Raw genomic sequence first — 26965 nt, 5'->3', positions numbered from 1 at the left:
ACACCCCATCCGGCCCGGGAGGATACCAGACGTGGCCAACATCCTGATCGTGGATGACGATCCGGCCGTGCAGATGACGATTCGGCTGCTCCTGGAGAGGGCCGGTCATCAAATCACCGTCGCCGGAGACGGCCGCAAGGGACTTGCGCTGTTCGAGGCCGGCCAGTTCGACCTTCTCTTTCTCGACATCTTCATGCCCGGCATGGACGGCCTGGAGACGATGCGCCACATCCGGGCGCTGCAGCCGGCGATTCCGATCGTCGTCATTTCCGGCCGTTCGTTCACGCCGGACGCCCATGCGGAGCCGGACTTCCTCAAGATGGCGACCAAGCTCGGCGCGGTGGCGAGCTTGCAGAAGCCGTTCCGGGCCGACGCGCTGCTCGCCGCGGTCGCTGGCTGCCTGGACGCGGCGCGGACGGCATCGGTGAGGAATCCGGATGTCAGCACCGGCCGCCGATGACAAGAACCTTCATTCTGTTCCAACCGAGCGCGGGCACGGCCATTCAGGAAGCGGTGCAGATTTCCCCATGACACTCGCTACGCGGCTCGCCATCGCGATGATCCTGCTGGTGGCGGTCACCGTGGCCGCAGTCGGCTGGCTCGGCTATCGCAATATCACCCAGGCCGTCATTCCGCGGGTCCTGGAACGGATTGAAGCCCAGTCGAGCCTGCTGGCCACCCATCTTGAATCCTACGTTGCCGGCGCGCGCGGCGATCTGCTCGGTTATCGCTCCGCCGCGGCCATCAACGGCCTGATCCGTGCCCACATCGGTGGAGGCCTCGACGATGTCGACGGCGTTTCCGAGCAAACCTGGCGCGAGCGCATCGCAGCCCGGCTCGCAGCCGAGATCGACGCGAAACCGAGCTACGGGCAATTTCGAATCATCGGCCTTGACGACGACCAGCGCGAGTTGGTCCGCGTCGATCGCGCCGGCCCGAACGGAACAGCACGGATCGTCCCCGACGGCGAACTGGAACGCAAGAGCGACCGAACCTACTTCCAGGAGACGATTCGATTGGCGCCGGGCGACATCTATGTTTCGCCCGTCGATCTCGCCACGCGGCAGGGAGGAACCACGGACCCTCACATTCCGACGTTGCGCGTCGCGACTCCGCTGTTCACGCCTGATAGCAAGCCGTTCGGCATCGTCATCGCCAATATCGACATGCGTCCTGCGCTCGACCGCGTCCGCTCGACCACGAGCGCAGGAGGAGAAATCTATGTCGTGAATTCGCGTGGCGACTATCTTGTCCACCCTGATCGTGCGCGGGAATTCGGTGCATTGCTTGGCAACGCCAACGATTGGCGCCGGGACTTTCCTTTCTTTGCAGCCCGGGCCGGCCTGCCGCAAGGATCCACGCAGCTTACGAGCGACCAAGCGGGCCGGCCGAGTGGAGCGGCGCTCGCACCGGCACTGCTGGCCGGCAAGGAGTGGTTGGCAGTCATCGAGACGGCCCCACCATCCGTGTTCAGTAGCGTTCCGGCGGCCATTCAAAAAGCCTCCTCACTGGTCGGCCTGCTTGCTGTCCTTGCCGCAGCTTTGCTTGCGGTACTGCTGGCGCGCTCATTGACGCGGCCGATCGGGCGTCTGACCGCGGCGGTGGAAGCGATCGGCAGCGGACGGCGCGCCGAGATTCCCGTCGATGCGAGCGGAGAGACAGGCGTGCTGGCGCGGGCATTCGCGCAAATGGTCGAAGAAACGAGAGCGAAGACGACCGCGCTTGAACGCGAGATCGAGGAGCATCGCCGCACCGAGGCCGCGCGAAGCCATCATGAAGCGCGCGAGCGCTTGTTCAGCGCCGCCGTCGAATCCTCCGACGAAGCGATCGTGATGCAATCGCTCGACGCCATCATCACCGGCTGGAATGCCGCCGCCGAGCGCCTCTACGGCTATTCGGCGAATGAGGCGATCGGGAAATCCACCTCGATCATCGTCCCACCCGACCGACGCGAGCAAGGCAAGGACTATTTGCGGCGGATCGCCGGAGGTGAACCGATGAAACGGTTCGAGACGGTGCGCCTGCGCAAGGATGGCACGCCGGTCGAAATCTCACTCAGCCTGTCGCCGATCAGGGGCCCATCGGGCGAGATCGTGGGCGCCTCCGGCACCGCGCGCAGCCTGACCGAGGCGCGACGGGCCGAGCGGGCGCTGCAGCAGCAGCTCGAGGAACGGCGACAGATCTTCGAGACCTCCCAGGATCTGATCATGGTGATGGACGCGCGCGGCCACATCGCGCAGATCAGTCCGAGCAGCGAGGCCATTCTCGGCTACCGGCCGGAGGAGATGATCGGCCGCAGCGGCGCCGATTTCATTCATTCCGGCCATCTCGACCAGTCGCGCGACGAGATGCGCGCGCTCAGGCGCGGCGAGCGGCTGAAGCTCGCGGACACCCGCTGCTTCCACAAGGACGGTCGTGAGGTCTGGCTGTCCTGGCTCGGCAGCTGGTCCGACCACGCCCAGCGCTACTTCTTTGTCGGGCGCGACATGACAGAAGCGAGGCTTGCACAGGAGTCCTTGCGGGAGAGCGAACAGCTTGCGCGCAACATCGTCGAGACCTCGCTCGATGCTTTCACCCAGACGGACCACACCGGGGCCATCCTGAGTTGGAACTCGCAGGCCGAGAAGCTCTTCGGATGGACCCGTGAGGAGGCGATCGGCAAGAATGCGATTGAGCTTTTCGTCGCCCCCAGTGAGCGCGAAAGCGTCAGGGCCAGACTGAAGCTCTTTCTCGAATCCGAGCAACAATCGCTGGCTAATCCACGGCGCGAACTTTTGGTGCGGCGACGCGACGGTAAGGAGTTCAGGGCCGAGCTCAGCGTCACGGCGCTCCAGCGACGCGAAGGCGTTCTCTTCAATTCGTTCTACCGCGACCTGACCGACAAGATCGCGGCCGACGAGCGCATCCGCCAGGCCGAGAAAATGGAGGCGGTCGGCCAGCTCACCGGCGGCGTGGCGCACGACTTCAACAACATTCTCACCGTCATCACCGGAACGATCGAGATCCTGGCCGACGCGGTGGCCAACGAGCCGGAGCTCGCGGCGATCACGAAGATGATCGACGAGGCCGCCGGGCGTGGCGCCGAGCTGACGCAGCACCTGCTGGCGTTTGCGCGCAAGCAGCCGCTCCAGCCGCGCGAGATCGACGTCAACGCGCTGATCATCGACACGGCGAAATTATTGCGGCCGACGCTGGGCGAGCAGATCCATATCGAATCGGTGTTCGAGGACGAGAACTGCGTCGCGATCGTCGATCCCAGCCAGCTCACCACCGCGATCCTCAACCTCGCGCTCAATGCCCGCGATGCCATGCCGGGCGGCGGCAAGCTGATCGTGGAGACGGGCGCGGCCTATCTCGACGAGGTCTATGCCAGCGTCAACGACGTCCCGCCGGGACACTACGTGCTGATCGCCGTGAGCGACACCGGCAGCGGAATTCCCGCCAACATGCTGGCCAGGGTGTTCGACCCCTTCTTCACCTCGAAGGGACCGGGCAAGGGCACCGGACTCGGGCTTTCGATGGTCTACGGCTTCATCAAGCAGTCGGCGGGCCATATCAAGATCTACAGCGAGGAAGGCCACGGCACCACGATCAAGATGTACCTGCCGCCCGGCAAGACGCCGACGGCGGTCGGCGAGGGCGTGACGCCGGCGACCATCGAGGGCGGACACGAGACGATCCTTGTGGTCGAGGACGACCGGCTGGTGCGCGACTACGTGCTGGCACAGCTGCATTCGCTCGGCTACGTCACCTTGCAGGCTGCGAACGCCGCGGAGGCGCTCGCAATCGTCGCCGCCGGAAAACCGTTCGACCTCCTGTTCACCGACGTCATCATGCCCGGCAAGATGAACGGAAGGCAGCTCGCCGACGAACTGCAGAGAACGCGTCCCGATCTCCGGGTGCTCTACACGTCCGGCTATACCGAGAACGCGATCATCCATCACGGCCGGCTGGATTCGGGCGTTCTGCTGCTAGCGAAGCCCTATCGCAAATCGGATCTGGCGCGGGCCATCCGCACGGCGTTGAACAGTTGATGGCGCGTCGGGTGAGAGCCCGCAGCCCGGGTGAGCGAAGCGATACCCGGGAACACCACGAGCCAGGTCCCGGAAGTCGCTTCGCTCATCCGGGCTACGAAATGTCGCCCACGGAATTTACGACGCGCGCTGCGCCGCGGTCATCACGATCCGGATCAGATCGGCGGCATTGCGCGCACCGAGCTTCTTCATGATGTTGGCGCGATGGTCCTCGATGGTGCGCGGGCTGATGCCGAGCGTGCGGCCGGCCTCCTTGTTGGAAGCGCCGGCGGCGAACTGCTCAAGCACCTCGCGCTCCCTGCGCGTCAACGGCTCGCGCCCGGGGAAATGCAGCGAGCCGAACTTCGGCGCTGCGTTCTCCGACTGCCTGCGGGCATAGGCGTCGATCGCCTCGTCGAGCCGGCCGACGATCTCACTGCCGCGGAACGGCTTCTCGATGAAGTCGAGCGCGCCGCTCTTGATGGCCCCGACCGCCATCGCGATATCGCCCTGTCCGGAGATCATGAAGATCGGTGCCGGATAGTCCTCGCCGTGCAGCTCATTGAGAATATCGAGCCCGGACTTGCCGGGAATGTGCACGTCGAGCAGGACCGCTGCAGGTGTGCGGCTTCGCGCGACGGAGAGCAATGCTGCGCCGTCCGCAAAACAGATCACCTCATAGCCCGCCGCCTTCAACACCATCGACAAGGTGTCGCGAACGGCAGCGTCGTCGTCGACCACGAAGATTTCACCGCGAGAGCTTTGTTCGGCCATGTGCCACACATCCGGTTGGCATGAAGGACTCGCGTCCGCCCCAACCGTTATGGCGTTCGGCGCGGATTCGGCCCACCGTATTTGTACGGGACATGAACTTGACGCACAAGTAGCGGCGAGGCGCCTAATTGCAGAGGACGGAGAATATCCATGCTAATTTTGGCCGCTACCGCCTTTCGTGGCAATGCCCGAAGTCGAGAGCCGTGAGCTGATTGCGGCCGACCTTCGCGTGCTGATCTCGCAGATCGAGAGCAGCATGCGCCGGACCGCCACAGCCATGGCTCAAGAACACGGGAGCGATCCGGAAAGTTCCGCCGACGTCTTCGTGCTCGACGATGTCACACCCCGGTATGCCAGGGCGATCGCCGCGCTCGACGCCTGCCGGGCGGGCCTTGGCCACGCCCTGGAATGCCTGTCAGAGGCCAGCGGTACGCTGTAGATCGCGATCGCTGCGACGCGGCGACCGCATTCTTTCATCGCATGGCCGGCCGCGGATCAGGCGCGGTGCCGCTCCACGATCGCGTCGGTGGCGACACCGCCCCAGGTGTGGATCGCCGGCAGGCCCATCGCGGTCTTGCCGAGATTGGCGAGGCTGATGCGCAACGCGGCCAGATCCAGCGGCTTGGGCAGGCTCTGGAGCTCGATCCCGACGGAACGGGCGAAGCTGCGGGCGGCGCTGCGGCGCTTGCCGTCCATGCCGCTGACGACGATCACGGCGCCGCCAAATTTCGCCTTGGCCATCTCGCCCAGCACGTCCATGCCGTCGCCATCCTCTAGCACGAGATCGAGTGTCACGCAGTCGAAGCGCGCGGTGCGGAGTTTCTCGATCGCTTCGGCCACGGACGGCGCCACGGTGACCTCGTGGCCGGCCTGCTTGGCCGCGATCGTGATCAGGCTGCGCTGTGTGCCGTCGTCATCGACCACCAGAAGCTGAAGCGCGCGCCGCTCGGCGGCGTCGGGCAGGTTTGACGGGAGAGAGGAGAAAGAGCTTCTGGGCATTGCCGTATCCTGAGATTGAGACCGGCAATGGATACACCGTTCGCGCTTAGGCGACGTAAAGCCGCGACGGCAAATTCAGTCGGATGTTTCAGCAAATGCGAACCAACGTCGCGGAAAACGGCGACGCGACGCACGTGAAGATCACGCCGCCTCGTCACGGCCACCGACGGCCCGCTTCTTCCGGTTCTTGCCCCGCAGGAATTGAATGTCCATTTCGACGCCGTTGACGCGCACCAATTCGCAGCGGCGGTAGGCAAGGCCGGTGGACGACAGCAGCAGGAAGAACTCTTTGAGGTTCAGGCCCTGAATCGAGCCTTCCACCGTCAGGATGGCGTCGGTGTCGGAGATCGCGTTGAGCTTGCAGTCGCGGCGCCAAGTGCCGTCGATGGCCATGATGCAGACATCATAGCCGCGACTGAACGTCACGCGTTCCGCGCCTTTGCCATCCTCGGCCATGCCTATCGTCCCGCCATGACCGCTAGGCGCGGCGCTGCGCCGGCAAGAACCGGCTTGGCGGCCGCCGCGCGCGGGTCGTTCGGCTTGTAGAGACCGCGCTTCTCCGGAATCGGCCTGAACGTGTCGGTCAGTCCGACCACCGTTTCGGCCGCGCCCAGCACCAGGAAGCCGTCTCCCTCGATCTGGCGAGCCAGCCGGTTGAAGATGTTGATCTTGGTGTCCTGATCGAAATAGATCAGCACGTTGCGGCAGAAGATGACGTCGAAGGTGCCGAGCTGAGCGAAATCGTGCAGCAGATTGAGCTGCCGGTGCTGGATCATCGCCCGCAGCTCGGGATTGATCTGCCAGGTCTCGCCGATCTGCTTGAAATATTTCATCAGCATCTGGATCGGCAGTCCGCGCTGCACTTCGAACTGGCTGTAGATGCCGGCCTTGGCCTTCTCGAGCACCTCCTGCGACAGGTCGGTCGCGATGATCTCGACGCGCCAGCCAGTTAGGGCCGCACCCATCTCCTTTAGGCTCATCGCGAGCGAATAGGGCTCCTGCCCCGTGGAGCCGGCGGCGCACCAGATGCGGACGCTGCGGCGGCCGGCGCGGGCCTTGATGATCTCCGGCATGATGGTGTCGCGGAAATGATCGAACGGGACCTTGTCGCGAAAGAAGAAGGTCTCGTTGGTGGTCATCGCCTCGACCACGCTGGTGACGAGCGCGCCCGAGCCAGCGCCTTGCAGCTTCTGCACGAGCTCGCCGATGCCGGAGATCCCGGCCTTGCGCGCCAGCGGCAACAGCCGGCTTTCAATCAGATATTGCTTGTCTGCGGACAGATCGAGCCCGGAATGATCCCTCAGGAACTTACGCAGATAATCATACTCGGTCGGGGTCACGGATAGGCCTCTCGGAAGCTGTACTGGGAACACTCTGGCTGGAACACTCCGCCAGACACTCAGACCATGGCTTGTCCGACCGGAATCAAGCCGACTTCTGCGAATTTGTCGGCGATGATGTCTTTATCGAAGGGCTTCATGATGTACTCGTTGGCGCCGCCGCTGAGCGCCTGAGCGATATGAGCCACGTTATTTTCGGTGGTGCAGAATACAACCTTGGGCTGGTCGCCGCCCGGCAGGCGGCGCATGTGGCCCATGAACTCGAAGCCGTCCATCACCGGCATGTTCCAGTCCAGCAGCACCGCGTCGGGCAGCTTGCGCTGACAGACCTCGAGCGCCTTGGAGCCGTCCTCGGCCTCCGTGACTTCGAATTGCAGGCCTTCCAGGATCCGGCGTGCGATCTTGCGCACGACGCTGGAATCATCGACCACCAAGCACGTCTTCATTTGGGTTCTCCGGCTTCGATGTTTTTGGGGCTCACGCAGCCATTTGCACTTCGGTTTTGAGTTCGAGGACGCGATCGACGTCGAGGACGACCATGAGCTGGCCGTCGAGACGGTGGACACCGCCGGCGAGCTTGGCCATGCGGGGGTCGAGATTGACGGGGTTTTCTTCCATGCCGTCCTCGGCGAGCCGCAGCACTTCGCCGATCTGGTCGATCAGGAGGCCGTAGGATTCACCGCGCAGATCGACGCCGACCGCCATCGGGATCTTGCCGTCCTCGGGCTTGGGCAGGCCGAGCCGGGCGCGCATGTCGACCACGGTGACGATGCGGCCGCGCAGGTTCAGCACGCCCGCAATCTCGCGCGAGGACAGCGGCACGCGGGTGACGCGCTCGGGCATGAACACGTCCTGGACGCGGGAGATCGGCAGGCCGAACAGCTGGCCGCCGATCATCGCGGTGACGTATTCGACCATGGCGCCTTCGCCGGACTGGGTCTTCTTGGTCATGTGCGTATCTCCTGATCCATCCCGCTGGGGTTTAGGCGGCTGCGCGGCTCAGCTCGGAGGCACCGGCGGCGCCCGCGGTCTGTTCCTTCAGCGCCGCGATCAGACCGGGACGGTCGAACTTGGCGACATAGTCGTGGAAGCCGGCCTGACGGCCGCGCTCGATCGCCGCCGGCGACACCAGCGCGGAGAGCCCGATGATCGGCATCGCGCCCAGATTGCTGTCGGAGCGGATGGTCTCGGCAAACTCGAACCCGTTCATGTCGGGCATCTCGATGTCGGTCAGGACCACGTCGAAGCTCTGCGCGCGCAGCGCCGCCAGGCCCTCCTGCGCGGTCGGCGCGGTGCGGACGCGGTAGCCGGCGGCCTTGAGCACCGGGGCCAGCATGTTGCGGAAGAACGCCGAATCGTCGACCAGCAGCACCGATTGCGAGTGCAGCGACGGCTTCATCTCCTTGCGGGTGAACCAGTCGGAGAACGCCATCGGCAGGAAGTGGCCGACGTCGATCACTTCGGTGGCCTGGCCCTTGATCACGGCCGAGCCGAGAATGCCGGAGGAGGATCCGCCGACCTCGATGTTGAGCCGTTCCTCGACGATGTCGATGATCTCGTCGACGACGAGGCCCATGGAGCGGCCGGCGTCGGAGAACACCAGGATCGGCTGGGCGCCCTGGCTCGCGATGGTGACGCTCTCCATGGCAACGAGCGGCATCAGCTGCTCGCGGTACTGCACCATGTAGCGGCCGTTCGAGAACTCGATCTTGTCGGCCGGGAGCTCTTCCAGGCGCGTGACGAGCCCGAGCGGGACCGCCTTGGGCTGGGACGAGCCGGCGCGGAACACCAGCAGCGAGGTGGTCTGCTCGCCCGATCCGATGCTGTGCGTCCCGTTCTCGCTGTTCATGTCATGGGCCGAGGAGCCGGCGGCGCCGAGCGCCTTGGCAATGCCGTTGGGGTCGATGATCATGATGACCGCGCCGTCGCCCAGGATGGTATTGCCCGAGAACATGTCGATGTGGCGCAGCTTCGTCGACATCGGCTTGACCACGATTTCTTCGGTGTGGAACACGCCGTCGACGACGATGCCGAAGGTCTGGCTGCCGACCTGCGTCACCACGATGAAGCCGTTCTCGGGATCGGAGACGGCGCCGTCGTCGATCTTGAGCAGCTTCTTGAGATGGATCAGCGGCAGCAGCTTGTTGCGCAGCCTGAGAACCGCGGTGTCCTTGATGCGCTCGATGCGGTGCTCCGAGTTGGCGCGGGCCCGCACCAGCTCGACCACGGAGAGCTGCGGGATCGCAAAGCGGTCGCCGGCGGCTTCCACGATCAGCGCGGAGACGATGGCGAGCGTCAGCGGGATCTTGATGGTAACGGAGGAGCCTTCACCGGCGACCGACTTGATGTCGATGGTGCCGCCGATCTGGTCGATATTGGTGCGCACCACGTCCATGCCGACGCCGCGTCCCGACACCGAGGTGATGGCGGCCGCGGTCGAGAAGCCCGGCGCGAAGATGAACTTGTGGATCTGGGCTTCGCTCATCTTCTCGAGCTCGGCCTCGGTGACCAGACCTGAGGAGATCGCCTTGGCCTTGATCCTGTCGGTGTTCAGGCCACGGCCGTTGTCGGCGATGCAGATGATGATGTGGCCGCCCTCGTGATAGGCGGACAGGCGAATGGTGCCCTGCTCGCCCTTGCCGCCGGCGAGACGCTCGGCCGGGGTCTCCAGGCCATGGTCGGCGGAGTTGCGCACCATGTGGGTGAGCGGGTCCTTGATCAGGTCGAGCACCTGGCGGTCGAGCTCGGTGTCGGCGCCGTGCATCTCCAGCTCGATCTGCTTGCCGAGTTCGCTCGAGAGGTCGCGAACGATGCGGGGCAGCTTCTGCCAGGCATTGCCGATCGGCTGCATGCGCGTCTTCATGACGCCTTCCTGCAGCTCGGCGGTGACGTTGGACAGCCGCTGCAACGGCACCTTGAACTCGGTGTCCTCGTTGCGGCGGGAGATCTCCAACAGCTGGTTGCGGGTCAGCACCAGCTCCGAGACCATGGTCATCAGATGCTCCAGCGTATCCACGTTGACGCGGATCGACTGGTTGGCGATGCTGGCTCCCTCGGCGGCGCCCTCGTCGGCGATCGACTTCTTCGGCGCGGCCTTGTCCTTCGCCTTGGTCTCCTTCGCGGCTTCCTTGGCAACAGGCACCGGGGCTTCAGCGGCAGGCGGAGGCTCCGCCTTGACTTCGGCCCTGGCAACCGGGACCGGCACTTCGATCGCGGTCTCGCGGAAGGCACGCTCGAGCTCGTCGAGCGAGACTTCGCCCGGACGCAGCGGACGCTCCAGGCTCTGGTCGGCCAGCACGCCGGAGGTCGGCGCGGCTTCGACGGCGACAGGCGCGTCCGGCACCAGCGGCGGCGCTTCGGCAACGGCAGCAGCAGCAGCGCCGGCCGCCATGGCGGCCATGCCCTGCTCGACCATCGCTTCCAGCTTGTCGATGAGATCGCGGTCGGTGCCCTCGGGCTCGGCTTCGGTCGCCTCCAGCCAGGCCAGAATTTCCTTGATGCGGTCGATCGAGGACAGGATCACCGTCACCGCCTGCCCCGTCACCGGCATGCCGTCACGGAATTTGCCCATCAGCGTCTCGCCGGCATGCGCCAGCGCTTCCAGTCGCGGCAATCCGAGGAAGCCGCACGTGCCCTTGATGGTGTGGACCAGCCGGAAAATGTTATCCAGGATCTTGGCGTTGTTCGGCTCCTGCTCGAACTTCACCAACTGATTGTCCACGGTGTCCAGGCTCTCGCTGGTTTCCGTCAAAAACTCCCGCAACAGATCATCCATGAGCTACGCCTTACAGACCTGGATCTGGACCTCGACGCCCGAGCCGCGCTGGCATGAACGGAAGCCCCCACCTTGGATCGTTAGACATCCCCTTTCACGGTCCCGTTAATTTCATCCTCCGTGCTAATACGGATATTGAAGACAAGTTTGCCGTTCGACTGCATGGGACAGCGTTTTTCGGCAAGACCGGCCCCACGCCGCAGCGGCGAGACGCGTTAGGTGAACGTGCCGATAACAGCGAGACCCGGCGCGCGGGAAAGCCCTGCTTGTGAAGGAGATATGCGCGGTCTTCGCGCAAATTGTATCGAGCTGCCTGCAGCCCGGGCCGGTCTCGCCACGTCGCCTGGTGCTTTGCCGGGATATGCATCACCCGCATTTGCGGTAAACGAACCGTTACCCGCGTCCGCTGCGGCCGGTGCCGCGCTAACCCAGGCGCGCGGCCGGGGCAAGCTCGCCCTGGGGACGGTGCTCCGCCAGGCAATCGTTGATGGCGGCGAGCAGCGCGTGCGGCGTGAACGGCTTGCGCAGACAGCGCGCCGCACCGAGCTCCAGCGCCATCCGGAGGAAATCCGGGGCCGGCGAATTCAGATTGCGAACGCGTAGCCGGACATCGCTATCAGCGGAACGGCCGGCGCGCGCTCGTGAAAGATTCTGACCGATTCGAACCCGCGCATGTGCGGCATGAAGATATCGATGATCATCAGATCGAACTGTTCGTGTTCGAGCGCACGAAGTCCGGCTTCCCCTCCTTCGGCGATCGTCACCCGAAAATTGTTGCGCTGGAGATAGACCTCGATGGCCATGCAGACCATCGGGTCGTCATCGACGACGAGAATATCGCGCAGATCTTCTGTCCCCGTTTGAGCTTCCCGATTTGGCGATTCAATAATTGAACCGTGGCGCACGCCATGCTCCTTTGCTCGAGAAATGGACTGTTGAGAGCGTCCTTGGCGGAGCCGGAAAGACGATTGACGCGGAATCTGCGGCCACGCGGCGCCAAGGCAACTCCATGACGACGACGCGGCGCGGATGACCTTGAAACGCGCCGGATCAACCATGACCGCGAACAAGCTCCAAACCGATTCTCCAGCCGCACCATCTGGATCTGCTGGTTCCCAGCTCGGTAGGAATTGGGTCAGGGAATCTGTCTTGGCGAGGCCGACGTGCAGCGGCACTGACTGCGATCGGACGTCTTGTCCCAATTGCCAATATATCCCGACGGGAACATGATGGAACGTGGCCGAACGACAAGCAGTTTCCCGTGCTGGTCCGGGAGACGGGAGGCTACTTTGGAAACAATGGTACGTTCCTCCAACGGTTTCCTGTCCGCGCTGTCGGCGGACGATTATGAATTGATCCGCCCCCACCTGCGGACGGGCGATCTGCCGCACGACGCGGTGCTGGTCGCGACCGGCGAAACGCTCAAGCGCGCCTACTTTCCCCATCGCGGCGTCATCTCGCTGGTGGTGGAGCTCGCCAGGGGCGAGCACGTGCAAGTCGCCATGATCGGCCGCGACAGCCTGCTCGGAACGCTCTCGATCATGGGCGATGCCTGCGCGCTGAACACGGCCATCGTGCTGGTTCCAGGCTCCGCCTCGATGATGGACCTCGACCGGCTGCGCGTCGCGGCCGACCAGAGCTGCACCCTGCGGACGCTGCTCACGCGTCACGGACTGGCGGTCTACGCGCAGGTGCAGCAGACCGCGGGCTGCAACGCCGCTCATCCGGTGGAGTCACGGCTGTCGCGCTGCCTGCTCCACACCCATGACCTCTCCGGCGACTACCGGCTGCTGCTGACCCAGGAGGCGATGGCGCAGATGATCGGCGCTCGGCGCAACAGCGTGTCGCTGGTCGCCAACACCTTGCAGCAGGCGAATTTCATTAACTACAGCCGCGGACACATCCAGATCCTCAACCTGGACGGCCTGCGCCAGACGGCGTGCGAATGCTACGCCACCGTGAAGGCGCAGTATGACCGGCTGCTCGGCCCGCGCTGACTGGCGCTGCGGCGTGGTAAACCGGCCGCTAATTCCGGCCCGCAAACACGGAATGTCCTGCTACCGGAACTGAAATCCAGATGCCGTAGACACGGATGTGCCGCGCGCGCCTGTACGGGCCGGCGGCAAACCGTGATCAAGGCAGGCCAAACCATGTTCGAAGTCACCGTCGCGCCTGCGCAAACAGTGCTTGATGCCGAACCCGCGCGCGAGCCGGGCGCGTACCAGGCGCTGGTGCGCGAGATCGGCGAGGATGGTGCTTGCGAAGTGCGCGACGTGTTCTGGAGCGAAACCTGCGCGCGTCTGCAATCGTTCCGCACGCTCTCGCTCGCGCAGCACCACGGCAGGATCGCCCGCGAAGCGCATTCGCTGAAGGGCGCGGCCGGAACGTTCGGCTATGTCAGGCTCGCGGTGCTGGCGCTGCGGCTGGAGAAGACCGCGGAGAGGCTCGGCGACGCCGGATTTTGCGACCTCCTGGACCTGATGGACGCCGCCTACGCTGCCGCGCGCGCGCAGGAGCCGGAGGGCTGACGCGCTCGCTCGAAACGCTCCAACCACTCACGCGTGCATGCCCGCCGTACTTCTACGGCTTGGGATTTTCACAGATGGCTAATCATAGGCAGCGATAGTCGCCGGAAACCAGGAGGGTTTCCATGTTCACCTACGAGACCGCGGACCAGAAAGAAGTTCGCCGCTTCCGCATCGCACAGTTCAACGGCCGGATGGCGACGGTGGCCGCTGGCGAGGCGACGGTGACCGGCTTCGTACGTTCGGTGCTGGAGCAGGAATCGAGCATGCCGCCCCGCTGGACCATCACGATCATTCCCAACGTGCCGAAGGACGAGCTCAAGCCGCTGCGGCCCTCGTCGCGCGCGCGTCCCTTCGCCGAAGATTATTTCTGAGCACGGTCGGAGCCGCGGGTCTTTTTCGAGAAATGCCTCACGCTTGGCCCTCGCCCGCTGCCGGGCGGCCCGACGCAAGGCCCTTCAGTCGATCGAATGCAGCAGCGCCGCACGGACGAGGTCCGCCGTGTTGCGCGCACCGAGCTTCCGCATCGCCTCGGCGCGATGGCTCTCGAAGGTGCGCGGGCTGATCTGCATCCGAAGCGCACCCTGCTTGTTCGAATAACCCTCGCTGATCAGCCTCAGCACCTCGCGCTCGCGCTTGGTCAGCCGCTTCTGGCCTGACAGGCCGAGGATTTCGGCGCTCGGCACGCGCTGCAGCTGTGGCGCGCGCGCGAACTTCGATTCGGCGCCCTCGGCCCTGGACGCGATCGGCAGGCCACCCGTGTGAGAACCGGCAAGCTGTTTGACGAGGCCACAAAACCGCTCGGTCTGCACTAGCGCATTCTCCACGACCCGCTGCAAATAGGCACGGTCGCCCGTCACCGGCGCGAGCTGATCGCTGTGATGCTTGATCTCGCCCATGTAGAGCAGGAGCGCCGTGAGGGGACCGTTGAGCTCGCGGGCGATGGCGGCTGCCATTTCGTCGGCCGCCTTGGCACGGGCGGCGTTCAGACGGACGGCATCGAGCTCTTCAGTTGGAGCGGCGTTGCTTTCGTACCATTCCGACGGCCGCGAATCAGTGGCCGTATCATTCTGTGACCCCATGTCACTCGTTTAGCGGAACCCAACGCGGTCTGTAGTTAACTTTTTGCTCCGTAAGACTACGGTGAATTTGGCAGTTTTGTGCTGAAACCCCGGCACAGGCACACTTTATGCTTGAGTGGCAACGTCCCTCAACATTCTTAGGTTGCTGAACCTGCCCAATTGATAGACGGGTCGCTCGACGCCTTCTTAACGATCAGATCCGCGCCGATTACCTGCGGCCTTGGATTTTACGGATATATTAACGGCGGCTTGCTTCTCTATGTCGCAATTGAGAGCGCGCAAATGCCTCCATGCATGGGGTCGGTAGGCCTGCTGGAAACGTTGCGGAAGATTGCGTGCCATGAACGAGATCGACCAGCTATCGAACTTCCTGCAGAAGCTGACGCCGCTGTCGCGCAGCTGCCTGCTCAGCGAGCTCGAACGGCTTGAGCTGTGCGGCATCGACATGCCGGGCTCGTCCGACCTGCAGTCCCGGTTGCGCGCCGAATTTCGCAAGGACGGATCGAACCAGGCGCGCGCCACCAGTCCCTCGCGCCATTTCTTTGCGCCGCTCGAGCTGCTTCTGATCGACGGCGCGCCCGAGCATGCCAACATGGGGCGGATCTCGCGCAACACCCTCACCCCGATCTGGGAGTGGATCTGCCGCGACCTGCTGCCGACCATGGCACGCGACTACATCAAGGCGATCAACGACCAGGTCGCCGCCAACAACCAGAAGGAAGTGCTGAAGATCGCATCGACCTTCCAGACCAAGGTCGTCAAGGTTCTCGAAAGCACCCTCGCATCAGCGGAGAGCACCGAGTTCGCGCGCGGCAAGCTCGCGCAATACACGGCATCGCACACCGCCTTCGAGGACGTGAAGAAGATCCAACATGTGCTGCGCGCCGGCGCCGCGCTGCCGAAGTTCAACGACAGGCTGCCCGAGAAGATCGCGAAGTTCGACGACGGCACGGTTGATCAGATCACCGCCCGATTGGACGCCTTCAAGAAGGCCCATCCCGAGGCGCTGCCGTTCGCGCTGACGCTGGTGGCGAGGCGGCTGAAGACGTTCTGGCAATTGGTGCGTCTTGCCACCAAGGCCGCAGCGAGCAAGGGCGCCGCCGATGTCGCCGCCGCGCCCTATGCCTGCGTCGTTCACATGGTGCTCGACCAGCTCGACGACAGGCGCCTCGCCTTGCGCATCGCGCTCCGGCACAACCGGGTGCTGATTGCGCGCGACCTGCTCGCCGAGATCTACGAGACCGAATATGCGCTCAAGGTGCGGATCGACGGCATCGAGCATTGCGAATGGGGCATTCGGCTCCAGCAATTGATGGACGCGATCGCGGCGCTGGTGTCCGCCGAGGTGAGCCGCTTCCCCTCCAATGTCGGCCACATTCTCGGTTCGCGCCGGCTGCGCAGCCACGACACGCTCGGTGGCAAGCTGTCCTATCTGGCCTGGAAGGGACGCGATGCGATTGAGGACGGCGCGGCCGCGTTGCGCAAGCTGATCGGCCAAACCTGATCCCGCGCTAATGCGCGCGCGGCAGGCACAGGAAACGATCGAGAAATCGCCCTGACAGCACGAACCTGAACCACCAATACATTATTCGCCGCGACGTCATTGCTGCGATCCTCGACAGCCCACCACCGGCTGCCCAGAGCAATAGCGCACGTGCAGCAATCCGCTTGTGATGTGCTTCACATTGGCGCCAGCGCGCACCGACGCATTGTCGCAGAACCGTCACGAGCGAACCGGGAAAAATGCGCGCGTCGCGCGCAATTGAGGCGCTCCATTATTCAATTGGGCGAGGCGCGCGTGGCTTGGTCCAATTGCAGGACAGCGCGCGTACATGCAGCCGCACTGCACGTCGCGAGATCTCCAGTGATTGTCGCAACCCTGCGCCCGGCGCGCGGGTAGACGTAAAAACTTCCCGACCGAGATCCAGATAATTTTAGACGTGATGGGCGCTTTAACGTTACTCAGATAATTCGACAATCGACTGAAGCCTTCCATATTTGAAACTGCTCACGTCGCTAACACACCGGCACGGAACGGGAGTGCTTGCGATGAACGACGAAATTGTAGAACTCGCCGAACGAAGGCCGAAAACCTTCGGACGGCGAAAGGTGAAGCCGCGCGCCTGCGTGGCCGACGGCAAGCGCCATCTTCGCGCGTTTCTCGCGGAAGTGCTGGAGGATCTCGGCTTCGTCACCACCGAATGCGCCAGTGCCGAGGAGCTGCAGAGCGTGCTGACAAGCGAATTGCCCGACCTGATCCTGCTCGGCATCGCCGCCGACGGCATCGAGCCCGGCAAATTTTTGGAGACGCTGGTGCGCGAGGCCTTCGACGGCAGGGTTCTGACTGTGGGCGCCCGCGAGTCGATCATCGTCAGGGCCGTGCAGCAGGTCGGCGAGGAATACGGCCTCAAGATGCTGCCGCCGCTGACGACGCCGTTTGCCGCGGAGACGCTGCGCGACCGTGTCGCGATGCTGTTGCCCGAGGAGCCGGCGCCGAGCCCCGCCGTGCACGTCGGCGAGGCCCTGCACGCCGGCTGGCTCGAGCTCTGGTACCAACCCAAGATCGACGCGCGCACGCTGATTCGCAATAGCGCCGAGGCGCTGGTGCGGATGCGGCATCCGACCTGGGGCGTGGTGCCGCCCGCCTATTTCATCCCCGAAGAGCACGACCCGAATATGCGCGACCTCTCCGAATTCGTGATCGAGCGCGCCATGCAGGACTGGCACTATCTACTGGAGCAGCAGAGCCCGGTCGATCTCGCGATCAATTTGCCGGCGTCCTATCTGAAGGAGCCGCAAGCCGTGCGTGATCTCTGCCGGCGCATGCCGACGCATCCGGCGTTCGGCGGGCTGACGATCGAAATCGACAGCGAGGAGGCGATCCGCGATCTCGATCTCCTGGCCGAGGTCGCCCGCGAACTGCGTCTGCACAATATCGGCCTGTCGGTCGACAATCTCGGCGCCAACTGGCCGTCGCTGATGGACCTTGGAAAAATTCCCTTCATCAAGCTGAAGGCCGACCGGCACTTCGTCACCGGCAGCGGCACTGATCGCCTCAAGCGCACGGTGTGCCGCCACATCGTCGAGCTTTCGCATGGCTATGGCGTGCGCGCCATCGCCGAGGGCGTCGAGAGCCGCGCCGACCTCGTCGCCGCCAACGAGCTCGGCTTCGACCTCGTGCAGGGTTTTCTGTTCGGCAAGCCGATGCCGCTGAAGAAGTTTGCGCGGAGCACGCTGACGCGGACGGTGATGGGGTGAGTCCTTGCGCGAGCGGCGGATTACGCTGTTGCCGCGCACCCCTCAGCCGTCGAGTGCACGGAGCTCGTTTCACCCATTGGGCTGCGTGCCTCGACCTGTTCGACGTGAAGCGCGAAGCTGGTCGCGCCGGAATGCTCGAGTCCTGCGCGGAGCCGCATGCTCGGAATCAGGTAATCGCCGCCATTCTGGCGCCGGTAGGGAATCGGGGATGTCGTCGCAAGCGTTCGCATCCTCTCGCGCAAACGTTCGGCAGTCGCTTGGAAACCCGCTTCGTCCAGTTTGTCGGCCTTGTAGACGACGAACGGCGGAAGCACGTCATAGCCGGGATAATAGAGGATGCCGTGATTGATCGGGAACAGCAGGTCGTCGATCGGCCCGTTGATCCCGCGCGCCGAATAATGCTCCTGCCAGCCGCCGGCGGTCACGATCAGCATCGCGCGTTTGCCCGCCAGCCTGCCTTCGCCGTAACGGTCGCCCCACCGCTTGTCGCTGTGCTCGCCGACGCCATAGGCGAAACCGTAGGCGAACACGCGGTCGACCCAGCCCTTGAGGATGGCCGGCATGCTGAACCACCATAGCGGGAATTGCAGGATCAGGACGTCCGCCCACAGCAGCTTCTCGATCTCGGCCTTGACGTCCGCGGTGAGTGTACCCGACTCGAACGCCTGCTTGGAGGCGGCGGCCGGCGCCAGCCGCCCGTCCGGCGGCAGCAGCGGAAAATCGGCGCGGCCGACCTCGGATGTCCATCCCTGCGCGTAAAGGTCTGACACCCGCACCTCGTGTCCCTCAGCCTCGAGTTCTCTGACGGCAACGTCGCGGAGCGAGCCATTGAGGGAGCGCGGCTCGGGGTGAGCGAAGAGGATCAACACTTTCATGATCAGCACCTTGGTTGACGATTGCGAGCAGCAGGTAGCGCCTCCGACTGCAATCCGGTAGTTGTCGCCGATGGATAGGATCATGCCGAAATATGGATAAATCGGACGTGACGCTCGAACGCATGCGCAGCTTCGTGCGGGTCGCCGAGCGCGGAAGCCTGTCCGCGGTCGCGCGCGAGCTTGGTCTCGGCCAATCGACAGTGACGCGGCACCTTCGGGAACTGGAGCAGGCCGTCGGCGTGCCGCTGCTCACGCGGACCACGCGCAGCGTGACGATGACCGAGGAGGGGCGCCGCTATTACTGCGTGCAGATCCTGCGCCTGGTCGAACTCGCCGGCGACGAGGCGCGCAGCACGCGCGGCGCGCCTGCCGGAACGGTGCGCGTCTCCTGCACCGCCGCCTTCGGCGTGCTCCACGTCAGCCGTCTGGTTTTCGCGTTCCAGGACCGCTATCCGGACGTGGCGGTGGATCTCAGCCTGACCGACGAGCGGATCGACCTCGTGCGGGAAGGTGTCGATATCGCTTTGCGTCTGGGGCCGCTCCCCGACAGCTCGATGAAGCTCAGGCTGCTTGGTCAGTCGCGGCGGGTGCTTGTGGCCGCACCGGACTATCTGGCGTCGCGCGGCAGGCCCGCGCGCCCGCAAGACCTCGCCAGCCACGAGGGTGTCAGGATGTCGAACATCGCCGGCAGCGACGTGCTCGTGCTGCACGGGCGCCGCGGCGGCCGTCATGTGGTCCCCTTCGCAGGGCGGCTGCGGGTGGATCACGGGCTTGCCGCACGCGAGGCGCTCGCGGCCGGTCGTGGCATTGCGCCGGCGCATCTTTGGCTCGTCGACGACCTGCTTGCCTCCGGCCAACTCGAGCGCGTGCTTGAAGACTACGCGCCGCCGTCCGTTCCGCTCAACATGCTGATCGTGCCGGAGCGGTCCGGCATCGCGCGGGTACGGCTGCTGGTCGATTTTCTTGCCGAGGGAATCGCACAGCTGCCGGGGATTGAAAAGCCGCAACCGGGCAAGAGGTAAGGCCGCATCAATTCGGCCTCAGGCAAACCGCCGTGCGAAGAAGACGCAGGCGACCACCAGCGCGGTCGCGACGATCATGCTCCAGGCCACAGGTTCGTGCAGGAGCAGGCCTGCAAGCGCAAGGCCGAAGAACGGCTGGAGCTGCTGCAACTGGCCGACGCGGGCGATGCCGCCGATCGCAAGCCCGCGGTACCAGAAGATGAAACCGACGAACATGCTGAAGACCGAGACGTAGGCGAGCCCGATCCAGGCGGGCACACCGACGCCGCTCCATGTCGACGGCCAGGTTAGAATCGCGACCGGCACCATCAGCGGCAGCGACAGCAGCAGCGCCCAGGAGATCACCTGCCAGCCGCCGAGCCGGCGCGACAGCGCGGCGCCTTCGGCATAGCCGAGCCCGCACAGCACGATCGCCGCGACCATCAGGAGATCGCCGGTGAGCGATGCGGTGCCGTCGTTGGACAGCGCAAAGCCGGCGACAGTGGCGCTGCCCAGAATTGCAAAGAGCCAGAACATCGGCTGCGGCCGCTCGCCGCCGCGCAGCACGCCGAAGATCGCGGTCGACAGCGGCAAGAGCCCGATGAAGACGATCGAATGCGCCGAGGTGATGTGCTGGAGCGCAAGCGCCGTCAGCAAGGGAAAGCCGACCACGACGCCGATGGCGACGATCGCGAGCGAGACGAGATCCTTGCGCTGCGGCCGCGCCTGACGGAGCAGGCCGAGCACGGCCACACCGATCAGCGCCGCGATGACCGCGCGCGCCGAGGTCAGGAACAGCGCGGAAAACCCGCCGACCGCCACGCGGGTCGCCGGCAGCGATGCGCTGAAGATGATGACGCCAAGAAGCCCGTTGCCCAAGCCGCTGCCGGAAGAGTGCATGCCCATCTCGCCTTGTCGGTGGTGATCCGAACTGGCGAGGCCAGCCGGTGTCGCGACGATTACCTGTAAGCCTCCCAAGGCCCAACAACAAAAAGCGCGAAAACAACCCCATGCACAGTAGCCGGAGCTGCAAGATCAATGACTTACGCCGGGGCGGAATCGTGTTTCTAGACCGCGATCGTGATGCGGCGGGCGCTGAAGGCGAGCCGGGGATGATTGCCGACGAGCAGCAGGGCTGCGTGGGACACTTAATTCGCCTTGATGCCCGCTTCACTGATCAGCTTGCCCCATTTCGAGCTTTCGCTTTGGATGAAGCGGCTGAACTCCTCCGGCGAGGTCGGTGCAGGCTCTGCGCCAAGCGTCCGGATCTTCTCGACCACCGATGGATCCTTCAGGGCCTTTCCGAAGGCTTCGTTCAACCGGCCGACGATATCGGCTGGCGTGCCGGCCGGAGCAACCAGCCCGAACCAGCCAACGGATTCGAAACCCGCAATACCGCTCTCGGCGAGTGTCGGCACATCAGGCAAGGACGACAGACGCTGCGCAGACGACACACCGATGGCGTTGAGCTTACCTTCGAGGATCAGTTGCCTCGATGCGGGGATATCCAGTACCGCGAAGGGGACATGGCCTGCGAGAACATCGACCGTCGCCGGCGCGGTCCCGCGATAGGGGACCAGCTCCATGGCGATCCCGGTCTTCTGCGTGAACAGTGCCGCGGTCAAGTGCATGGCGGTCGAATTGCCGCCATGCCCGATCGACAACGCGCCCGGCTTGGCCTTGGCGAGCGCGATCGATTCCGCGACCGTATGCGCCGGCACGTTCGCTGACGCAACCAGCACGAAGGGAATTTTCGCGAGCAGGGTGATCGGCGCAAGATACTTCGGATCGAACGGCATCGACGAATTGAGATGCGGATTGACCGTCAGGCTGCCTGCCGGCGCAATGCCGAGCGTATAGCCGTCAGGCTTGCCCTGCGCGACCGCGGCCATGCCGATGTTGCCTCCAGCACCCGCGCGGTTCTCGATCACGAGACCCTGTTTGAGCTCGGCAGTGACCAGCGGTTCGAGCGCGCGGATGACGGTATCGGCGCTGCCGCCGGGCGGAAAGGTCACGATGATCTTGATCAATTGCTCGGGATAGACCGCTCGGACCGCCTCCAGCGGCAGCACGGCGAAACTCGCGGCCGTCAGCACGGCCAAAATGCGGCGGCTTGCAACGTGAAACACGTTTCCCTCCTGGTGCGAGTCTTTTTTTGTTTTGTGAACCACGACTTTGTAAATCACCTGCCGGCGGACTTCGCCGCGAGACCGTCCGCTTCAAATCGCCTTACGCCGAAGCGCCGGTGATGCGCGTCAGCAAGCCTTGTGGGTCCGCTGGCGCGGCCTGCCCGCGCCAGGCGATGTGCTGATCGGGCCGCGCCAGCACCAGCTTCTCGGCATACGCGCCGTTCGCTTCGTCCGGCGCAATGTCGAGCAGCGCGAGCGGAATGCCGCGCTGCTCTGCGGCAGACTTCAATGGCGCTACATCGATCGCCGGATCGAACCGCAGCAAAGTGTAGCCGACGCCGAAGGCATCGTAGAGCGATCGCCCGTCCCGCAGAAACAGGTGCGGCGCGCGAGCGCCCGGCACGGTGGAGGGGGTGAAGCTGCCCATCGCGTAAGCGGGCGGCGTCTCGCCGTCATAGGCGATGATCGGCGAGGCATCGTAATAGTAGCCGAAGTTCAATCCGGCACAGCAATATTGCTGCACGTTGAGATCGTAGGCCGCCCTGGCCAGCGCTGCGCGCGCGGCGTGGCCGCGCGGCGTGTCGTCCTCGATCTCCGCGGAGACTCCACCACGCTGCGCCATCATCTTCATCGCATGGTCCATGGCAAAGCGCGACACCTGTTCGGTGATGGGCTGACGCTCCGCCTCGTAGGCATCCAGGATCGAAGCCGGCGCCCACCCGTTCAGATGCGCCGCCACCTGCCAGCACAGGTCGACGGCGTCCGCAATCCCCGCATTCATGCCGTAGCCCGCATACGGCATCCACAGATGCGCGGCGTCGCCGCAGATGAAGACTCTGCGGTCGCGGAAGCGATCGGCGACAAGCCGGCGGCCGACCCAGTCCTCCTTGCTGAGGACGCGGTATTCGAAGCGCTCGTCGACGCCGAGAATGGCGCGGATCGCCCAGTCCCGATCGACCGAATCAAATTCGGGCTCGTCTGGCTTCAGGTGATTATGGATCAGCCAGCGGTCCTGACCGTCGATCGCCACCGTCGTGCCTGAGCGTCGCGGGTTGAGCGAGAGCACCATCCAGGCCGGCTTGTGCGCGCCCATCAGCTCCTTGAGCTGCGGCGCTTCGATGAAGGTCGATTGCACGCGCTGGATCACCGGCGTGCCGGACAGGTTGGCGCCGATCGATCTGCGAACCAGGGAACGGCTGCCATCGCAACCGATCACAAAGGAAGCCTCGATGCGGAGCGAGCTTCCGCTGTCGAGGTCGCGCGCCAATGCGACCACATGGTCGTCATTCTGCTCGATGTCCGTGATTTCCGTGCGCGCCAGAATGGTGATGCGCGACTGAGCGGCGGCATGGCTGAACAGGATCGGCTCGAGATAGACTTGGTTGATCCGGTGCGGCGGCTCCGGCGTCGGCCACCAGGTGTCGGGGCCGCCGGTGGCGCTGTAGCGGCGTGCGCGCGAGGGAATGTCGATGCGGCACAGCTCGATGCCGGTCGCCGTGGTCCGGTAGGAGCAGTCGTTCGGGAAATCTGCGGGCAGGCCTGCGTCGCGCAGCTTTGCGGCGACGCCGAGCCGGCGGAAGATCTCCATCGAACGCGCCGAGACGTGATTGCATTTGACGCTGGGCGGATCGCCGGCATGGCGGATCTCCGCGACCACGACGTCGATCCCACGGGAAGCCAGATCCATCGCCGCGGTCAATCCGACGGGCCCGGCGCCCACCACCAGCACCTGTGTCCTCATGTTCGTTTCCAATCCCTTGGCGATCGCCGCTTCACCGACCACGGCATGCATTTTATTGCATGCTCGCTTATGTGATAAGCCGGAAAGAACTCATCAATTCATGAGCTTTGCCTATGAACGTCACCTTACGGCAATTGCAGGCCTTCACCGGCGTGTACCGTACGCGCAGCATCACGCGGGCTGCGCGCGAGCTGGGGATCACGCAATCGGCGGCGAGCCTGTTGATCCAACAGCTCGAAGCGCAGCTCGGCGTCAAACTGTTCGATCGCTCCACTCGTTCGGTGCAGCCGACGCGGGCCGCTGACGAGGCAGTTCATGCCGCCGAACGGATGCTGGGCGATGCGCTGGGCCTGTCGCGGCGCATGCGTGACCTCGCGCAGGCGCGCGCCGGCCGAGTCGCGTTTCTCGCCTCAGCCGGTACCGCATCGGCACTGCTGCCCTCGGTGCTGGCAAAATTCCGGGCAGGCTATCCCGACATCGAAATCGACATGCGCGACGTCGCCGCCGACGATCTCGTTCCACGTCTGATCGCGACGGATGCGGAGTTCGCGATCGGCAGCGTCGAGGGAGAATTCGCGGAGCTGACGATCGAGACGCTGACCCGCGGCCGCCTGAGCGCCATCGGCCGGCGCACCCCCGACTTCGCGGCACGGCGCTCACTGACATGGGACGAATTGGATCAGATGCCGACGATCGCGATGCGGCGCGAGACGCGGATACGCATGCAGATCGATCAGGCGCTGGGGAGCCAGGGCAAGCACCTCAACCCGACCTATGAAGTGACGCTGATCAACACCGCGCTCGCCATGACGGCGCAGGGCCTCGGCCTTGCTATCCTTCCTGCGACGATGCTGCCGGCCGATCAATTTCCAACTCTGATCGCAAAGCCGCTGATACGCCCTGCCATCACCCGCCCGGTGTCGCTGCTGCAGCGCCAGGGTCGGACGCTGTCGCCGGCCGCGCAGGCGTTCGTGGCGACGGCGCGGACGGTGCTGGCGGAGCGAGAGCCGGCAAGATCAGACTGATCTGCCGAGCTTTCTGGAAAGCCGTTTTATTGTGGCGGATGATGTTGGCGGAGAGGGAGGGATTCGAACCCCCGATAGGCTTGCACCTATGCCGCATTTCGAGTGCGGTGCATTCGACCACTCTGCCACCTCTCCTGAAGGCGCCAAGTAAGGAGCATGGCCCCTGTGGTTCGGGCGTTAATAGGCGAGGATGGCGGGCCAGACAAGGCTTGCGAGGGCGAAAATCGGGCCGGTTTTCCGGCTGGACCCACGATGTCACGGTGATGATCGGGGGCGATCGCGGATTTCGGCGGCGGTTTGCGCGGGAATGGGCCTGAGCCGTTCGCCACTGACCCGGCGCGAGCCCGATGCGGCACGTCGGTGCCGAATCACTGGTACCCGCAAAAGGCGGGGTGGGACCGCCAGACGCGGTAAACACTGGCGGTCCCGGTGCCGCTCATTGAAATACTGGCTGGGAAGGGCGGCTTCGCCGGCCAGGTGAGGCGACGGTTTCGACCGTAGCGTGCGGGCGGTGCACCGCAACGCAATCCGGTCCTTAACCTAACCAGTCAAGGTTACTCCTTGTCGGACTTGGCCTTTTTCTTCCCGTTCTCCGTAGAATCGCGGTCTTTGTCTTTGTCCTTGCCGTTGTCCTTGCGGCGGTTGGTGAAGCGGGCATTGCCGAGGCCGGTGCCGATGGTGAGCACGCCCCAGCGATCGACGTCCTGCATGAACGGCACCTCGGAGAGGCCCTGAACCACGCCGTCATTGTGCATCAGGATCGCGGTGTCGTGCTCGCCGATCTGCGGAATGCCCTCGAGCAGGCTCGCCGGCAGGTTGAACTTGCTGCTCTCCCAATTGCCCGGCAGGTTCTGTGCGCCTTTCTCGATGGAGCCGTCCGCGTTGATCACGCCGGGACAGGCGATGCCGATGAACGGCGCCAGCTTGTAGCCTTCCTTCTCGGCCTCGGTGATCAGCCCCTTCAGCATCTTCGTCAGCCGCTTCACCGCGCCTTCGCGCGTCGGCTCGTCGTCGGCATGACGCCACAGCTCGGACTTCACGACCTTGGCTTTCGACAGGTCTTTTGCCTTTTTCCAGCTGGTCTCAACCAGGCCGCAGCGGATGTTGGTGCCGCCGATATCGACGGCGAGGATGCTGTCATGGGCCTCGAAGATCCACGACGGCGCCAAATGCAGCGCGCCGATCAGGCCGGCCTCGTCGGGATGATGGCGGATCGGCAGCATGTCGATCTTGAAGCCCTCGGCGATGAGGATAATCTCGGTGCGCGCGATCGCGAGCTCGCCGAGCCGGGAATCGCGAAAACCGCCGCCGACCACGATGCGCTCGGTCTTGGCCCAGGCCTTGGACTTGAGGAAGCGGCGGGTGACGTAAGCGAGCTCCTGGGCGAAGTCCTCGATGGCGCTATGCACCACCGCCCAGGCCTCGGTGTCGTCGCCGACCAGGATGGCGTCCAGCGTCTTCTTGCTGATCTCGTCCGACGGCTCCTTGCCGAACGGGTCCTCGCCGGACTTGCGCAGCGGCTTGCGCCAGCGCTCGAGGATCTCGCGGAACGCGCCCTTGCTGGCGCGGTCGCCGATGAAGCCATCCTCGTCCTTCATCTCGATGTTGAAGCTGTCGATATCCACCGACGGCAGCCGCTCCGCGCCGTGATGAGCGATGCCCGTCGTCGTCTTGACCAGCTCGTCTGTTGCCATGGTAAGCCCCTTGCCCGTGTGACTGAATTCGCCGGGACAACGGCGGGGGAACCTGTTGGTTGCGGCGCGGTCCGAAATTCGCCTGCGGGCCGGATCGGGCCCAAATGCTTCAAATCCGGCCGTTTTCGCCGGCTTTTCCTTGACTCCGGGGGATCAGCGGCTATAAATCCCGCAACCGGCGCGGGGCGTTTCTCGCGCCGCTTGTTTTTACGTGGGTTTTCAAAGGGATAACTCCCGCCCGCACAAAACTCGCATAAACCCATAACGACTGACAAAAAGCCGGCCCCGACAATATGTCGCGAGGCCGGGAATGAACACGAAGGAAAACAACGATGTTCGCAGTCATCAAAACCGGCGGCCGGCAGTACCGCGTCGTTCCGGATGATGTCCTGGAAGTAGGCAAGATCGAAGGCGAAGTCGGCTCGATCGTGCAGCTCAATGAAGTTCTCCTGGTCGGCGGCGACACGCCGATCCTGGGTCTGCCCACGGTCGCCGGCGCGTCCGTTGCGGTCGAGGTGCTCGACCACAAGCGCGGTCCCAAGGTCATCGCTTTCAAGAAGCGCCGCCGCAAGAATTCGCGCCGCAAGCGCGGCTATCGCGACGAGATCACCGTGCTGCGCATCTCGGAGATCCTGACGGACGGCGCCAAGCCCACCAAGGGGCCGCGTCCGAAGCGGGAGAAGGTCGCCAAGCCAGAGACCACGACCGAAGAGGCCGCCGCATAATTTGATCAC

At 64.5% G+C, this 26965-nt stretch carries 24 protein-coding genes, 1 tRNA gene and 1 pseudogene; 11 read left to right on the top strand and 15 right to left on the bottom strand.

The features are described from left to right. The first annotated feature begins 31 nt into the window (after positions 1-31). Both IVA93_RS01170 and IVA93_RS01165 read left to right on the top strand, forming a co-directional pair. Positions 32-460: a response regulator gene (locus tag IVA93_RS01170; RefSeq protein ID WP_018456631.1), complete on the top strand. Its 429-nt coding sequence runs from the start codon at positions 32-34 to the stop codon at positions 458-460. Continuing rightward, entirely contained in the window at positions 438-4034 is a 3597-nt protein-coding gene (locus IVA93_RS01165) for a PAS domain S-box protein (protein ID WP_247789627.1), read from the top strand. Before IVA93_RS01170 ends, IVA93_RS01165 begins: the two co-directional genes overlap by 23 nt. Positions 4035-4151: 117 nt before the next feature. Here the strand turns inward: IVA93_RS01165 and IVA93_RS01160 are convergent, their stop codons facing one another. Next, positions 4152-4787, bottom strand: a complete 636-nt coding sequence (locus tag IVA93_RS01160; protein ID WP_018456633.1) for a response regulator transcription factor — start codon at positions 4785-4787, stop codon at positions 4152-4154. A 184-nt stretch (positions 4788-4971) separates the two neighbouring features. Between IVA93_RS01160 and IVA93_RS01155 the strand changes: the two genes are divergently transcribed. Next, the gene (locus IVA93_RS01155) at positions 4972-5226 is read left to right on the top strand and encodes a hypothetical protein (protein WP_018456634.1); all 255 of its coding nucleotides are present in this window, start codon (positions 4972-4974) and stop codon (positions 5224-5226) included. A 56-nt stretch (positions 5227-5282) separates the two neighbouring features. Here the strand turns inward: IVA93_RS01155 and IVA93_RS01150 are convergent, their stop codons facing one another. The 7 genes and pseudogenes from IVA93_RS01150 to IVA93_RS01120 all read right to left on the bottom strand — a co-directional run bounded on the left by IVA93_RS01150 (position 5283) and on the right by IVA93_RS01120 (position 11746). After that, the gene (locus IVA93_RS01150) at positions 5283-5786 is read right to left on the bottom strand and encodes a response regulator (RefSeq protein WP_018456635.1); all 504 of its coding nucleotides are present in this window, start codon (positions 5784-5786) and stop codon (positions 5283-5285) included. Positions 5787-5927: 141 nt separating this feature from the next. Beyond that, the gene (locus tag IVA93_RS01145) at positions 5928-6242 is read right to left on the bottom strand and encodes a hypothetical protein (protein WP_018456636.1); all 315 of its coding nucleotides are present in this window, start codon (positions 6240-6242) and stop codon (positions 5928-5930) included. A gap of 2 nt (positions 6243-6244) precedes the next feature. Beyond that, positions 6245-7126 (bottom strand): CheR family methyltransferase, encoded by an 882-nt coding sequence (locus IVA93_RS01140; RefSeq protein ID WP_018456637.1) that lies wholly within the window; start codon positions 7124-7126, stop codon positions 6245-6247. 59 nt (positions 7127-7185) lie between these two features. After that, positions 7186-7572: a response regulator gene (locus IVA93_RS01135; RefSeq protein ID WP_018456638.1), complete on the bottom strand. Its 387-nt coding sequence runs from the start codon at positions 7570-7572 to the stop codon at positions 7186-7188. 31 nt (positions 7573-7603) lie between these two features. Then, positions 7604-8077, bottom strand: coding sequence for a chemotaxis protein CheW (locus tag IVA93_RS01130; RefSeq protein WP_007598954.1), 474 nt, complete (start codon positions 8075-8077; stop codon positions 7604-7606). A gap of 31 nt (positions 8078-8108) precedes the next feature. After that, complete coding sequence (locus IVA93_RS01125; protein ID WP_247789625.1) at positions 8109-10901, bottom strand: hybrid sensor histidine kinase/response regulator; 2793 nt, start codon at positions 10899-10901, stop codon at positions 8109-8111. A 423-nt stretch (positions 10902-11324) separates the two neighbouring features. Continuing rightward, a pseudogene (locus IVA93_RS01120) lies at positions 11325-11746 on the bottom strand (response regulator). A 453-nt stretch (positions 11747-12199) separates the two neighbouring features. Between IVA93_RS01120 and IVA93_RS01115 the strand changes: the two are divergent. The 3 genes from IVA93_RS01115 (at position 12200) to IVA93_RS01105 (ending at position 13800) form a co-directional block, all read left to right on the top strand. After that, positions 12200-12898 carry a Crp/Fnr family transcriptional regulator gene (locus IVA93_RS01115; RefSeq protein ID WP_018459877.1) on the top strand — a complete coding sequence of 233 codons (699 nt, stop codon included), beginning with the start codon at positions 12200-12202 and terminating at the stop codon, positions 12896-12898. A 153-nt stretch (positions 12899-13051) separates the two neighbouring features. Then, a complete protein-coding gene (locus tag IVA93_RS01110; protein ID WP_018459876.1) occupies positions 13052-13429 on the top strand; it encodes an Hpt domain-containing protein in 378 nt (125 codons plus the stop codon). Between the two features lie 122 nt (positions 13430-13551). Next, on the top strand, positions 13552-13800 hold the full coding sequence (locus tag IVA93_RS01105; protein WP_018459875.1) for a hypothetical protein: 249 nt from the start codon (positions 13552-13554) through the stop codon (positions 13798-13800). A gap of 84 nt (positions 13801-13884) precedes the next feature. Here IVA93_RS01105 and IVA93_RS01100 read toward each other — a convergent pair whose 3' ends face one another. Further along, complete coding sequence (locus IVA93_RS01100) at positions 13885-14508, bottom strand: helix-turn-helix domain-containing protein (protein ID WP_247789623.1); 624 nt, start codon at positions 14506-14508, stop codon at positions 13885-13887. Between the two features lie 340 nt (positions 14509-14848). Here IVA93_RS01100 and IVA93_RS01095 point away from each other — a divergent pair, with 340 nt between their 5' ends. Both IVA93_RS01095 and IVA93_RS01090 read left to right on the top strand, forming a co-directional pair. Further along, positions 14849-16012, top strand: a complete 1164-nt coding sequence (locus IVA93_RS01095) for a hypothetical protein (protein WP_018459873.1) — start codon at positions 14849-14851, stop codon at positions 16010-16012. A gap of 545 nt (positions 16013-16557) precedes the next feature. Next, a complete protein-coding gene (locus IVA93_RS01090; RefSeq protein ID WP_026233896.1) occupies positions 16558-17766 on the top strand; it encodes an EAL domain-containing response regulator in 1209 nt (402 codons plus the stop codon). A gap of 20 nt (positions 17767-17786) precedes the next feature. Here IVA93_RS01090 and IVA93_RS01085 read toward each other — a convergent pair whose 3' ends face one another. Beyond that, complete coding sequence (locus IVA93_RS01085; RefSeq protein WP_039801040.1) at positions 17787-18641, bottom strand: NAD(P)H-dependent oxidoreductase; 855 nt, start codon at positions 18639-18641, stop codon at positions 17787-17789. Between the two features lie 92 nt (positions 18642-18733). On the opposite strand from IVA93_RS01085, the gene IVA93_RS01080 reads away from it, so the two are divergent. Further along, a complete protein-coding gene (locus IVA93_RS01080; protein ID WP_247789621.1) occupies positions 18734-19663 on the top strand; it encodes a LysR family transcriptional regulator in 930 nt (309 codons plus the stop codon). Between the two features lie 18 nt (positions 19664-19681). Here the strand turns inward: IVA93_RS01080 and IVA93_RS01075 are convergent, their stop codons facing one another. From IVA93_RS01075 to IVA93_RS01065, 3 genes are all read right to left on the bottom strand, one after another. Then, on the bottom strand, positions 19682-20542 hold the full coding sequence (locus IVA93_RS01075; protein WP_026233895.1) for a DMT family transporter: 861 nt from the start codon (positions 20540-20542) through the stop codon (positions 19682-19684). A gap of 248 nt (positions 20543-20790) precedes the next feature. After that, positions 20791-21771: a Bug family tripartite tricarboxylate transporter substrate binding protein gene (locus IVA93_RS01070; protein WP_026233894.1), complete on the bottom strand. Its 981-nt coding sequence runs from the start codon at positions 21769-21771 to the stop codon at positions 20791-20793. A 100-nt stretch (positions 21772-21871) separates the two neighbouring features. Then, entirely contained in the window at positions 21872-23512 is a 1641-nt protein-coding gene (locus tag IVA93_RS01065) for an FAD-dependent oxidoreductase (RefSeq protein WP_162496289.1), read from the bottom strand. A gap of 113 nt (positions 23513-23625) precedes the next feature. Between IVA93_RS01065 and IVA93_RS01060 the strand changes: the two genes are divergently transcribed. After that, complete coding sequence (locus IVA93_RS01060; RefSeq protein ID WP_018459865.1) at positions 23626-24537, top strand: LysR family transcriptional regulator; 912 nt, start codon at positions 23626-23628, stop codon at positions 24535-24537. A gap of 45 nt (positions 24538-24582) precedes the next feature. On the opposite strand, the gene IVA93_RS01055 is transcribed toward IVA93_RS01060, so the two are convergent. Together IVA93_RS01055 and IVA93_RS01050 are read right to left on the bottom strand one after the other, a co-directional pair. After that, positions 24583-24672, bottom strand: a tRNA-Ser gene (locus IVA93_RS01055). A gap of 419 nt (positions 24673-25091) precedes the next feature. Continuing rightward, on the bottom strand, positions 25092-26231 hold the full coding sequence (locus tag IVA93_RS01050) for an ROK family protein (protein ID WP_018459864.1): 1140 nt from the start codon (positions 26229-26231) through the stop codon (positions 25092-25094). A gap of 332 nt (positions 26232-26563) precedes the next feature. On the opposite strand from IVA93_RS01050, the gene rplU reads away from it, so the two are divergent. Continuing rightward, positions 26564-26956, top strand: coding sequence for a 50S ribosomal protein L21 (rplU, locus tag IVA93_RS01045; protein WP_007604396.1), 393 nt, complete (start codon positions 26564-26566; stop codon positions 26954-26956). The last annotated feature ends 9 nt before the right edge of the window (positions 26957-26965 follow it).

It is taken from the genome of Bradyrhizobium sp. 155 (genome assembly GCF_023101105.1).
Classification (GTDB): domain Bacteria; phylum Pseudomonadota; class Alphaproteobacteria; order Rhizobiales; family Xanthobacteraceae; genus Bradyrhizobium; species Bradyrhizobium canariense_D.
The sequence above is the reverse complement of the archived record's forward strand: the minus strand, read 5'-3'. Positions and strand labels throughout refer to the sequence as shown.